This window comes from Streptomyces sp. NPDC048442 (assembly GCF_040651475.1).
Classification (GTDB): domain Bacteria; phylum Actinomycetota; class Actinomycetes; order Streptomycetales; family Streptomycetaceae; genus Streptomyces.
Window position 1 is genome coordinate 144,536 of sequence record NZ_JBEZKB010000016.1, and the last position, 11,747, is coordinate 156,282.

Here is an 11,747-nt window from a genome sequence, read left to right on the forward strand (position 1 = left end):
GATACGGGCCGACCGGAATCGTCCCCCACCCGAGGATCTCGATGACATCCATACCCGAGGCGCTGTTGTGGTGCCTCAGCGCAGGTACGGCCGCCGCCGTGGTTCTGACGGCGACCGTGGTCCGCGCCCGGATGCAAAGCGCCGACCTTCGACAGCGACTCACCACGTCCGAGGGGCAGAACACCGCTTCCCTGCAAACGAGCAACGAACTCAACGCCCGTCTGCGGGCCGTCGAGGCAGAGATCCAGCATCTCGCCGGCGCCCGCCTCCCCGACCTGTCGCTGGCCCTCGCGCACCCCCACGTGCCCGTACGCGGCCTGCTCGACGCCCGGTTCGCGGGCACCGGCACCGACCTCGCGCTGAGCGCCGTACTGGAACAGACCGGCGCGGCGGTCACCAAGGAGCGGGAGCGCGTCGACGCGGCCGCCCAGTCCACCCTGCGCGGTGCGACCACCACCATCCAGGCGCTGCTCTACCAGCTCCAGACGTCGCTCCAGGACATGCAGCACCGTTACGACGACCCGGGCATCGCCCAGGACCTGCTGGCCGCCGACTTCCTCAACGAGCAGGCGCTGCGCCGCATCCAGGCCACCGGCGTGATCTGCGGGGCCTGGCCCGGACTCACCCGGGAGGACTCCTACCTCGCGGAACTCGTCGTCGGAGCCTCGTCCCGGCTGCGCGGCTACGAGCGGGTGCAGGTCAGCAACCAGCTGCGCGACCCGGTCGCCGTGGTCGCCCGAGCCGTCGAGCCGATCGCCATCACCGTCACCGAGCTGCTGGCCAACGCGCTGCACCACTCGCACCACGGGCTGCCCGTCGCGGTCACCCTCCAGCAGGGCAACCGCGGCGCGTCGGTCATCATCGACGACTACGGCGTGGGCATGCACGCGGACGAGCTCCAGCGCGCCAAGGAGCTGCTGTCGGGCGACGACCAGCTGCTGTTCACCCAGCTCGGCGACCCGCCCCGGTCCGGTTTCGCCGCCGCAGGCCAGCTCGTGCGGCAGTACGGCTTCGGCGTGCACGTCGAGCCGTCCCCCTACGGCGGGGTGCGCGCCGTCGTGTACATCCCGGGCGACCCCCTCCTGACCGTCCTCGACGAGAGCCGGCAGCCCATGTCCGTGATGGCACCCCTGCCGCACCAGTCCGGCGCACCGGACAGCCGGCACACCCCTCTGCCGTCCCGCACCGCGCCCGTCACCGCGCACGCGCCGCTGCCGTCCCGTACCGCTCCGGTCGCCGCCGCTGCCGAGACCTCCGTACAGGCCCTTGCCGAGGAGTACGGGAGCGCCCCCGGCGAGAGCGCCGACGGCGAGCTTCCCCGCAGGCACCGCCGCAGGGCCGCCGCCGACGTCGAGCAGAGCGTCCCGCGCGCCGAACCGTCCCCCGCGCGCAGCCCGGAGGAGAACGCCTCCCGCTGGGCCGCCCTCCAGCAGGGCACCGAGTCCGGACGGGCCGCCGCCCAGCCCCCGTACAGCCCCGAAGCTCCCCACCGCCCCGAGCCCCCTCGTACCCCCGAACCCCCTCGCCGCCCCGAAGGGAACGCACTCTCATGAACACCCCCACACGCCGCCGTGTCACCGAGGACAAGTCCTGGGTGCTGGCTCCGCTCCTGGAGCTGCCGCACGTCACTCACGCCGCGGTGATCTCCGGCGACGGCTTCATCGAAGGAGCCTCGCCCGGCCTCAGGCGCGAGGCCGCGGAGGGTGTCGCCGCGATGATGTCCGCGCTCCAGGGCGCCGGGCGGGCGGTGACCGCCGCCTTCGCCGAACAGGAGGACGCCACCCTGCGCCAGACCGTCATCGAGTCCGAAGAAGGCTGGGTCTTCGCGATCCCCGCGGGGCGCAACACCTGCCTCGCCGTGTTCGCGGCACCGGAGGTCAACATGGGAATCGTCGCGCACCACATGCAGGTCCAGGTCAACACCCTCGGCACCAAGGCAATGAACAGCCCGGCTCGGGATCTCGGCAGCCCCGCATGACCCCGCGCCAGAGCAACAGGCGCCTCGTACCGGCCTATCTGGCGACCGGCGGACGCGCCCGGCCCAGCCGCAACACATTGGACAGGCTCTCGCTGCTGCGCAGTGCGGGAATGCCGATCACCAGTGATGTACGCCCGGAAGAGCACCGGATCCTGGAACTTCTCCAGCCCGGGGCGTTGTCTCTGGCCGAGGTGGCAGCCCACCTCAAGCTGCCCGTGAGTGTGGCGAAGGTCCTGGTGGCCGACCTCGTCGACACCGGGCGGCTGCACGCCCGTGTCCCCATTCCCGAAGCCGAGCAATTCGACCGGCAGATCCTGGAGAGGGTTCTCGATGGACTCCGCTCTCTCAAGTCCTGACACCTCAAGCGCCGCACGTCCCGACACCGACCACATGTACCTGTCGAATGCCGACCAGACCCTGGTCAAGCTCCTCGTCGCGGGCCCGTTCGGAGTCGGCAAGACCACGCTCATCCGGACGCTCTCCGAGACGCCGCCGCTGCACACCGAAGAGGTCATGACGCAGTCCGGCGCGATCGTCGACGACCTCGCCGGCGTCCGGAACAAGACCACCACCACCGTCGCCATCGACTTCGGCCGGCTCACGCTCCCCGGCGACCTGGTGCTCTACCTGTTCGGTACGCCCGGCCAGAAGCGGTTCCGGCCGCTGTGGCAGGACATCGCACGCGGCGCCCTCGGCGCCCTGGTCCTCGCCGACACCCGCCGCCTCGCGGACTCCTTCGAGGTGATGGACATCATCGAGGAGGCCGGGCTGCGCTACGCCGTCGCCGTCAACACCTTCCCCGACGCCCCGCACTACGACGCCGAGAAGCTCCGCGAAGCCCTCGATCTGCACCCCGAGACACCGCTCGTCATGTGCGACGCCCGCGACCAGAACCAGTCCGTCGACGCGCTCATCGCCCTCGTCGGTCACGTACTGGCCCACACGCCCCAGGAGAATCCTTGACCTCCCCGCACCCACCAGGTGCCGCACCGCCGCCGGGCTGCCCCGCGCACGCGCACGGCGACCCCGTCTCCTCCCGGACCGGCAGCCATCCCCTCGACAACGGCGACCGCGACACGCTCGTCCGGCTCTACGACCCGGAGTTCGCCGCGGACCCGCACCGCTACTACGCACATCTGCGCCGGTACGGGGCCCTCGCTCCGGTGGAGATCGCGCCCGACGTGACGGCCATGCTGGTCACCGACTACCGGGCCGCGCTGGAGCTGCTGAACGACGACACCACCTGGTCCAAGGACTCGCGCGCCTGGATGGAGACGGTGCCGCCCGACTCGGCGGTCATCCCGATGCTGGGGTGGCGCGCCAACGCCCTCTTCAACGACGGTGACGTGCACCGCCGTTACCGCCAGGTGATCACCGACAGCTTCCGGCTCGTCGAACCGCACGAACTGCGCGCCCGGGTGCGCCACGCGGCGGACACCCTCATCCAGGGCTTCGGCGCGACGGGACAGGTCGACCTCGTCTCGCAGTACGCGCAACTGCTGCCGATGCTGATGTTCAACAACCTCTTCGGCATGCCCGACTCGTACGGCCATCAACTGATCGCCGCCGTCGGCGGGTTGATGGACGGGGCCTCGCCGGAGGAGGCCAACAACGCGAACGCCGCGTTCCAGGCGTACATCATGGAAATGGTCGCCACCAAGAAGGCGCAGCGCGGCCCCGACGTGACGTCGTGGTTCCTGGACCACCCCAACGGGCTGTCCGACGAGGAGGTCATCCAGCAGATCGTGCTGACGATGGCGGCGGGCAACGAGCCCCTCGGCAACCTCATCGGCAACGCGCTGTCGCGGATGCTCTCCGACGACCGTTACTACAGCACCCTCTCCGGCGGCGCGCTCACCGCGCGGGACGCCATCGAGGAAGTGCTGTGGAACGACCCGCCGATGGCCAACTACTCCGCGCACTACCCGCGCCGCGACGTGTTCTTCCACGGCACCTGGGTCAGGGCGGGACAGCTCGTCCTGGTGTCCTACGCGGCGGCCAACACGCAGTCCGGGACGGTCTCCCACGAGGAGCACCGCTCGGGCAGCGGCGCCCATCTCTCCTGGTCGTCAGGGCCCCACGCATGCCCCGTGCAGCGGCACGCGCTGGTGATCGCCACCACCGCGATCGAGCGGCTCACCGCCTGGCTCTCCGACATCGAACTCGCCGTTCCCGAGCAGCAGTTGCAATGGCGGCCCGGAGGTTTCCAGCGGGCTCTCGCAGCCCTGCCGGCCCGTTTCACTCCCATCACCCCCCACCAGGCAGGAGCCACCCCATGGGACAGCAGCCCGTCGCCATCGACCCGGCCGGAACCGACGTCCACGCAGAAGCAGCCCGCCTCCGCGAGCTAGGCGCCGCCACGCTCGTCCGGCTCCCGGACGGCCCCGAGGCCTGGGCCATCACCCGGCACTCCCTCCTCAAGGAACTGCTGACCGACCCCAGGGTCTCCAAGGACGCCCGGCAGCACTGGCCCGCCTGGCAGCGGGGCGAGTACCAGGACTCCTGGCTGGCGACCTGGGTCGGCGTGAACAACATGTTCACGGCGTACGGGAGCGACCACCGGCGGCTGCGCAAGCTGATCGCACCGGCCTTCACGGCCCGCCGCACCGACGCGATGCTGCCCTCCGTCGAGCGCATCACCGCCGACCTCCTGGACCGGATGGCCGAGGCCCCGGCCGATGCCGTGGTCGACCTGCGCGAGTCCTTCTCCCACCCGCTGCCGATGCAGGTCATCTGCGAACTGTTCGGCATCCCCGAGGGCGGCACCCGCAGCGAGCTGGCCCGGATGTCGGAGATCATCATGACCTCCGTCGACCCGGAGGAGGCCGGTGCCACGTACGTGGCCATCCAGGAGCTGCTGCAGGGCCTGGCCGCGCTCAAGCGCCAGGAGCCCGCGGAGGACCTGACCAGTGTCCTGGTCAGCGCGCGGGACGAGGACGGGCAGACGATGACCGAACAGGAGCTGATCGACACGCTCCTGCTGGTCCTCGTCGCCGGGCACGAGACCACCGTCAACCTCATAGGCAACGCGGTGCACGCCCTGCTCACCCACCCCGAGCAACTGGCCCTGGTGCTCGCGGGCGAGGTGGCCTGGAGCGACGTCGTCGAGGAGACCCTGCGCTGGGCACCCAGCGTGGCCAACCTGCCGTTGCGGTACGCCGTCGAGGACATCGAGATCCCGGACGGGCCCACCATCCGCAAGGGCGAGGCGATCCTGGCGTCCTTCGCGGCCGCCGGCCGCGACCCGCAGCAGCACGGTGACACGGCGGCCCTCTTCGACGTACGGCGCCCCAGCCCGGAGCACCTCACCTTCGGCCACGGCATCCACCGCTGCATCGGCTCCCCGCTGGCCCGCATGGAGGCCATGATCGCCCTCCCGGCCCTCTTCGCCCGCTTCCCCGACCTGCGGCTTGCGGTCCCCGAGGAGGCCCTGGAACCGGCGGGCGGCTTCATCGTCGGCGGCCTTCGCGCCCTCCCGGTGCGGCTCACCAAGGACTGACACCCCGGCAGGCCTTTCGCACCTTCGCGCTCCCGCCCGGACTTTCGGGCGGGAGCGTGTCTTTGAGGCGGGTGAGCGTGTCTTCGAGGCGGGGCGCGGGCCTTTGAGGCGGGGGCGCGGGCCTTTGAGGCGGAGGCGCGGGCCTCCGTGTTCGAGGCCGTCGGCACACACTTCGAGGCCGCCGGCACGGACATGGGGTGAAATCACGCCATCTTCTGGCTTCAGGTGACGAAACGGCCTCAGCCCGACACGCGATGCCCGGCAGCGTCGTTGGACCTGTCATGCAACAGGAAACAACGTTTCTGCCCCCTCCGGCCCCCGTCTGGACCCACGTCTCGGCACCGAACCCCGCCCCGGACGCCGGCACCCCGATCTATGACGCCCTGGCCCGTGCCTGGCAGGAGCAGGGACGCCAGCTGCCCCGGCCCAGACCGCGGGAGTTCCGGCCCGGGGCTGGGCTCCCGGAACCCCTCCGCCCGCGGACGAGCACCTACGTCCGTACTTCGAACTGGCGGGCAGACACCACCACTCCGGACTGAGGCCTGCCAAGGACGTTTGGGAAACCGGGCGCCTTCCCGGAAGAAGGCATCGCAGGCGACGCCTCGACCCTGAAGAAACGTTTCTTCAGGGCTGCCGGGTCGTTGATACGTCCATCGGGCGAAGAGTGCGATGGGGTGGCACCCGGCCCGCACCGGTTTCCCGGCACCCACGTCCCGCGTTGCCCCTTCATGGAGCCCACAGTTGAGCCGGCGCCCCACTCCCGTCCGTCCCTCGATCTTCGCGATCCGCACGATCTGCTCGGCGCCTACTGGCTCGAACACGCGCTGCCGGACCCGCTCAGCACGTGCGCCTGCGGGCGCCGCACCCCGCGCCCGTCCGAGCCGAACGCCCCGCGTGCCACGGTGCTGTGGAGCGCCACAGTGGCCCTCGCCGCCGGGGCCGTCGTCCTCTCCACGGCCCTCGTGCTCTGGGGAAGGTAGCGCGGACCTGCGGAGTCCCCGGCCTCAGGACCGGGGGCCAGCAGGTCAGGAACCGGTGGAGGGCCCCGGGCGGGGCGCTGTGGCCGGCGGCCCAGTCCCGGTGGTCCTCCAGATGGCTGCCGAAGAGCGTCACGACGCCGTCCGGTGCGAGCGCCGCGCACGCGTCGAGCAGGGTCGTCTTGATCTCGTCGGAGAGGGCAGTGGTGTCCTCGGGTGCCCGGTAGCCGGGGACGGGGGTGCCGTAGACGAGGAAGTACCGCTGGGGGTCCGCCTGGGCCCACCCGGGCAGGGCGTACGCGAGCCCGGCCAGGTCGCCGCCGTCGGCGGCGGCCGTACGGAGGGTATCGGCGAGGCTCCGGTAGGCCTCCCGGACGAGTTCGGTGATCAGTTCGTCACGACTGGCGAAGTAGCGGTAGAGCGCCGGTCCGCTCATGCCCAGCTGCTTGGCGATCGCGTTGAGGGAGAGCGCCGAGGCCCCCGCCGTCGCGATCTGCCCCCAGGCGCGTTCAGTGATCTCCGCGCGGAACGGAGATGGGTCGCAGACCATGGCGACGACGGACGCGAGCACCCCGCGCGAGAACCCCGTGTCCGGCATCCGCAGCACCGCCATCCGCGCCGCCCTCTTCACCGTCCTGCTCGTCCGCGGCCTCGTAGGCACCGCTGCCGCCGCACCCGCGGGCGCCAACGGTTCGTACGCCTCCAGCCCCCACCACGGGAAGGCCCTCACCTGCCGCGGGAAGGGCGTCGATCCCGATACCCTCGTCCGCCACCGGTCCGCGATCGTGATCAACGCCCCGCTGCGCACCGTCTGGAAGCTGCAGACGGACGTGGAGCGCCGGCCGTCCTGGCAGGCCCCCGCCGAGACCGTGGAACGCCTCGACCACGGCCCCTTCCACAAGGGTTCGGCATTCCGGTGGTCGGCCCCGATACCCCCCAACCTCTCAACTCCCGCAACTGGCCTGGACATCACCTCGACCGTCCGGCAGATCGAGCACGGCTCGTGCATCCGCTGGACCGGCCGAGGGCCTCGAAGCATGGCTCCGCGACCTGAAGTCCGCCGCCGAGGCCCGCGTCCACCACCGGCCGCGCTGACCCACGGGACCGGGCCCGGTCCCGTGGGTCAGTGCTGGGAAGCGTCAGGTCATTCAGTGATCGTGACGCAGGCCAGGCCCACGCTGTCCCCGCCCCGGAAGCCTTCCGCGCAGAGCCGGGTGCCTGCGGGGAAGTGCCGTTGGGGGTAGGCCTGGTCGCGGTAGGTCCTGAACTTCGCGACGTCCTCGACCTTGGTATGGGCGCTCCAGCCGTTGGTGGTCCACACGCGGGCGCTGATGCGGTTCGGCTGGTTGGTGTTGATGACCGACACCTCCACCCTGCCCAGGTAGGTGCCGTGGTCGTAGGTCTGGATGCAGACGGAGTTGTTGCACCACTTGCCCTCGGCGGCGGCCGGCGGTCCGGCGGCGAGGACGCAGCCGAGTGCGGTGGCGGCTGTTCCGACTCCTGCGGCGATCTTCTTGCTGATGATGTGCATGCGAGGACCAACGCCGGACAAGATCATGAGTTACGCGGATCCGCTTCCTCGCGGCAACGGGGGTCGGTCGCGCAGGGCGAAGTCGGGGCCCATGCCGGGATGTTATGAGGTGAATGACAGTAGGCACGGGGCGGGCAGCGCAATAGTTTGCTCGGTCAGCGACGGGCGGCGCGGCGCCCCCACCCAGCCGTGCCTCCACACGATCGCTTCGAGATGAGGTCCTCGTGAACCGTAGAGTCTCCCTCCGCCTGCTGACCGCCTGTCTTGTCCTGTCCCTGGGATCGGGCACCGCGGTCGCGTCCGGTCCCACGTCGGCCGGCCCCACGTCGGCCGGCCCTTCCGCGGACACCAGGCAGGTCCGTGTCCCTGAGCCCTACTGCTACGACGAACCGTCGCAGCCGAACGCCGACCTGAGCGACCTCAAGGCCGCCTTCAACTCCTCGAACTGGATGCGGACCCTCCAGGCCATGTACAAGCGGCGCTGGCCCAGCGGGCAGGCGCTGGCGATCGCCCAGGCCAACGACCAGTACTGGGACCAGTTCGTGGACAAGCAGAGCTTCGACGGGTTCGCCGAGTCGATGATGGTGGCGATCCACGAGGAGACCCACATGTGGGACCTCGACCCGTCCCGCACCGAGTGGGACGTCCGTACCGCGGCGTGGATCAACGGCGGTCAGCAGGCGCTGTCGGTGCCCGTGCACGGCGGCTTCCCGCGCAAGGAGATCCTGCCGCTGATCAAGGACAGTCTCAGCTCCTCCATGGACGACATCTATCTGCGGGACAGGACGCAGGGGTCGTACCGCCTCCAGGGGGTGCTGGCCGAGCAGAACGCCGGGCTGACCGGACTGCCGGCGGTCACGGTGCTCCAGGAGTACATCAAGGGGGTCGGTGCCAGTAACTCCCGGGACATCGCCGCCACCAACCTGCGGTACCTGCTGCTCTATCTGCGCGTCGCCAAGGACAAGCACCCCGACTACTGGGCCAGGATCAAGGCCGAGCCCAAGCTGCGCGACCTGGTCCTGACGCAGTTCCTGCGGACGGCCTACTGGCTGGAGAAGTCCGCGCCCTACACCGGCAAGCTGGGCAGCAAGGACGCCGACAGGATCACCGCGGCGAACTACGCCCCGGAGAACATCGCCGTCCTGGAGCAGTTCACCGGCCGCAAGGTGCGACTGGACTCACAGAAGCACTGCACCGCCTGAGAGGCTGCTGGAGCAGTTCGGGCGGGTACGGGGAGAGGACGGCGTCCTGGCGGGCGTTGACCGGGCCGAAGAACGCGCGAGCAGTACGGTCATGGCCCCGAGGTCAGTGAGATGCGGCTCCTGAGCCGGGCCGGGGACAGCGGGACGCCCCCGGCTTCGGCCGAGGCGATCTCCAGCAGGGCGAACGCATCGGTGAGGTGCACGTCCAGTGGGGCGGCGAAGCGCCGGCCCAGCTCTGTGAGGCTCGCGCCGTAGCCCATGAGCTGTTCCGTCGTCGGCATGCGTTGACAACCTGCCACCGAGAAGAATAACTTCCTGGTGAAGTTACTTCACCATAAAGCTACTTCAGACCGGAGTCCGGATGTTGAACGCTCCCCGCCTCGACGGCACAGACCCCTTCGCCGCAACCGTCCGCAGCATCACCGAACCCGATCCCGTCCACGCCGCTCTGCGCGCCGCCGGGCCCCTCGTCCAGGTCGACGCCCCGGCCGGCGGGCCGGCCTGGATCGTGACCGACAACGACCTGGCGCGCGAGGTGTTCGCCGATCCCCTGATCTCCAAGGACCCCGCGTTCGCACCGCTCTGCTGGGACCCCCGTACCGCCGGGCTCGAACAGACCGCTGCCGAGCAGCCGTCCCTCACCACTCTCGAAGGATCCGAGCACGCCGATCTGCGGCACGCCCACGCTCCGCTCCTCAGTGCCCGGCGGATCGGGGAGCAGTCCGACCGGATCCACGCGATCGCCAGGAAGCTGCTCACCGAGCTCGCGGCCGACCGCACCGAGGTCGACTTGATGGCCGGCTTCACCACCCGCTTTCCGCTCACCGTCCTGCTCGACCTGCTCGGCATCCCCCTCGATCACCTCGATGAGGCCGCCGACGCCTGCAGGCTGATGCTCAGCGGCCGGCCCGACGCACAGGGCAGCGCGATCTCGGCACTCTCCCGACTCGCCGCCGCCGGGCTCGGCGAGGACTGCCGGGGGCTCGCCGCCGAGCTGCGCGACCGTGTCCCCGCACACACCACCCAGGAGCAGTTGCAGTACCACCTGTTCGCGCTGATCTTCGCGGGACAGCTCACCACCGACGCCGCCCTCGGCACCCTGATCGCGTACGCACTCGCGGACGGGCCGCACCCGGACCCGGTGGGCGGGGCGAGCGTCGACGAACTGGTCCGCGAGACGCTCAGGCGGCATCCACCCGCCCCGTTCAGCCTCTGGCGGTTCACCACCACAGAGATCGAACTCGCGGGGACCCGGCTTCCCGCGCGGGCGCCGGTGCTCGTCGACATCCGGGGAATCAACACCGACCCGGCGCGCTCCCCCGGTCCCGACCTCGCCTTCGGCGCCGGTCCGCACTACTGCATCGGCGCCCGGCTCGCCCAGCTCGAACTGCGGGCGGTGGCCACGGTGCTGCGAACCGACTTTCCCGACGCCCGCCTGATCCTCCCGCTCACCGAGCTCCGGCAGGCGAGCATCGGCGGCCTGCAGGGAAGCCGGCTGACCGCCCTCCCCGTCACACTGCACGGCTGACCGAAGGTCCTCCCCGTACGCACGGTGGGATCACCCGCAGTCGTCGGCTCACCCGGCTCGGCGCACCTGCCGGTCGACCACTGCGGCGATGGCCTTGCTGTAGCGCACGATTCCCGGGGAAACCGCCGGGCACGGACGCGGTTTGGTGGTGGTCGGGGCCAGGCAGAAGTGCAGGGGGTCGTCGTCCCTGTGCAGGGTGGTCAGGCCGTTGTCGCACTGTCCCGGGTGGGCGCGTTCCTCGTCGTTGCAGGGGACCCGCTGCCGCCAGACGTACCGTTCGCCGGGCGCGCTCACCTCGTTCCCCGCGTCGGCGACCGTGTCGCCAGAGGCCGATGCCCGTGCACGGTAGAGGTCGTTGACCCGGCGGGTCCTGTCCGTCGAGAAGGCGTCGGGACCCTGCAGCACCCAGACGATCCGCGGCCGGGGAATTCCTGCGGTCCGTGCGGCCAGGGCGATTTGCTCCGTGAGCGCCTCGGCGTCCTTGGCGTACCTCGTGTAGTACTGCTCGCTCCCCTGGGGGATGTTGTCCATGCAGGGCGTGAACCCCCATGAGTTTCCCCAGAATTGGAGGACGACGGCACGCGGCCGGTGCGCGGCGACCAGGGCCGCCGCCTTGTCCTGCGGCGGCACGAGGGACCCCGCGGCGCGGCCGGTCAGGTAGTCGCAGAGCGTCGTGCCCGAGTAGGGGGCGCTGTGTACGGTCGCCCGGCCGCCCGACTCGATGCGGTCACCGAGCACCACCTGGCTCTCCATGGCGAGCGAGTCCCCGAGGTAGAGCACCGCGGCCTTCTCGCGCGACGGCGGTGGCGGTGGGGGCTGTGTGGGTGGTGGGGGCTGTGTGGGTGGTGGCGAATCCCGGGGCTGCCGGGGTGCGTCCATCGGCAGGGCGGACTCCGACGCCTCCGGTGGTCCGCCCGGCCTCGCGGCAGCCGCTGCCGCCGGGCCCTGCGGCACCGCCACGGGCTGGTCCCTCAGGTCCGGGGCCTGAGCGCAGCCCGTGATCCACAGCAGCACGAGCACGACGGGCGCGGC

The 11,747-nt window shown here is 70.9% G+C and carries 12 protein-coding genes and 1 pseudogene; 9 read left to right on the top strand and 4 right to left on the bottom strand.

The window, feature by feature from the left end; translation table 11 throughout:
- Positions 1–41 precede the first annotated feature (41 nt).
- From AB0D18_RS23845 to AB0D18_RS23870, 6 genes are read left to right on the top strand one after another with little or no spacing between them, the layout of a single operon-like run.
- Positions 42–1,553: an ATP-binding protein gene (locus tag AB0D18_RS23845; protein WP_362421953.1), complete on the top strand. Its 1,512-nt coding sequence runs from the start codon at positions 42–44 to the stop codon at positions 1,551–1,553.
- Positions 1,550–1,978, top strand: a complete 429-nt coding sequence (locus tag AB0D18_RS23850; protein ID WP_362421956.1) for a roadblock/LC7 domain-containing protein — start codon at positions 1,550–1,552, stop codon at positions 1,976–1,978. The genes AB0D18_RS23845 and AB0D18_RS23850 overlap by 4 nt, the downstream gene beginning before the upstream one ends.
- Positions 1,975–2,334, top strand: coding sequence for a DUF742 domain-containing protein (locus tag AB0D18_RS23855; protein ID WP_362421959.1), 360 nt, complete (start codon positions 1,975–1,977; stop codon positions 2,332–2,334). Before AB0D18_RS23850 ends, AB0D18_RS23855 begins: the two co-directional genes overlap by 4 nt.
- Positions 2,335–2,368: 34 nt before the next feature.
- Positions 2,369–2,941, top strand: coding sequence for an ATP/GTP-binding protein (locus AB0D18_RS23860; RefSeq protein ID WP_362421962.1), 573 nt, complete (start codon positions 2,369–2,371; stop codon positions 2,939–2,941).
- A complete protein-coding gene (locus tag AB0D18_RS23865) occupies positions 2,938–4,329 on the top strand; it encodes a cytochrome P450 (RefSeq protein WP_362421965.1) in 1,392 nt (463 codons plus the stop codon). The genes AB0D18_RS23860 and AB0D18_RS23865 overlap by 4 nt, the downstream gene beginning before the upstream one ends.
- On the top strand, positions 4,254–5,477 hold the full coding sequence (locus AB0D18_RS23870) for a cytochrome P450 (RefSeq protein ID WP_362421968.1): 1,224 nt from the start codon (positions 4,254–4,256) through the stop codon (positions 5,475–5,477). Before AB0D18_RS23865 ends, AB0D18_RS23870 begins: the two co-directional genes overlap by 76 nt.
- An 837-nt stretch (positions 5,478–6,314) precedes the next feature.
- On the opposite strand, the gene AB0D18_RS23875 is transcribed toward AB0D18_RS23870, so the two are convergent.
- Complete coding sequence (locus AB0D18_RS23875) at positions 6,315–7,004, bottom strand: TetR/AcrR family transcriptional regulator (RefSeq protein ID WP_362422054.1); 690 nt, start codon at positions 7,002–7,004, stop codon at positions 6,315–6,317.
- 37 nt (positions 7,005–7,041) lie between these two features.
- On the opposite strand from AB0D18_RS23875, the pseudogene AB0D18_RS23880 reads away from it, so the two are divergent.
- Positions 7,042–7,549: pseudogene (locus AB0D18_RS23880) on the top strand (polyketide cyclase /reductase).
- Between the two features lie 49 nt (positions 7,550–7,598).
- On the opposite strand, the gene AB0D18_RS23885 reads toward AB0D18_RS23880, so the two are convergent.
- The gene (locus tag AB0D18_RS23885) at positions 7,599–7,985 is read right to left on the bottom strand and encodes a hypothetical protein (RefSeq protein WP_362421970.1); all 387 of its coding nucleotides are present in this window, start codon (positions 7,983–7,985) and stop codon (positions 7,599–7,601) included.
- 224 nt (positions 7,986–8,209) lie between these two features.
- Between AB0D18_RS23885 and AB0D18_RS23890 the strand changes: the two genes are divergently transcribed.
- Positions 8,210–9,187, top strand: a complete 978-nt coding sequence (locus AB0D18_RS23890; RefSeq protein WP_362421973.1) for a hypothetical protein — start codon at positions 8,210–8,212, stop codon at positions 9,185–9,187.
- An 89-nt stretch (positions 9,188–9,276) separates the two neighbouring features.
- Here AB0D18_RS23890 and AB0D18_RS23895 read toward each other — a convergent pair whose 3' ends face one another.
- The gene (locus AB0D18_RS23895) at positions 9,277–9,468 is read right to left on the bottom strand and encodes a hypothetical protein (RefSeq protein WP_362421976.1); all 192 of its coding nucleotides are present in this window, start codon (positions 9,466–9,468) and stop codon (positions 9,277–9,279) included.
- 80 nt (positions 9,469–9,548) lie between these two features.
- Here AB0D18_RS23895 and AB0D18_RS23900 point away from each other — a divergent pair, with 80 nt between their 5' ends.
- A complete protein-coding gene (locus AB0D18_RS23900) occupies positions 9,549–10,715 on the top strand; it encodes a cytochrome P450 (protein ID WP_362421978.1) in 1,167 nt (388 codons plus the stop codon).
- 48 nt (positions 10,716–10,763) lie between these two features.
- Here the strand turns inward: AB0D18_RS23900 and AB0D18_RS23905 are convergent, their stop codons facing one another.
- Complete coding sequence (locus AB0D18_RS23905) at positions 10,764–11,735, bottom strand: SGNH/GDSL hydrolase family protein (protein ID WP_362421981.1); 972 nt, start codon at positions 11,733–11,735, stop codon at positions 10,764–10,766.
- Positions 11,736–11,747: the final 12 nt, after the last annotated feature.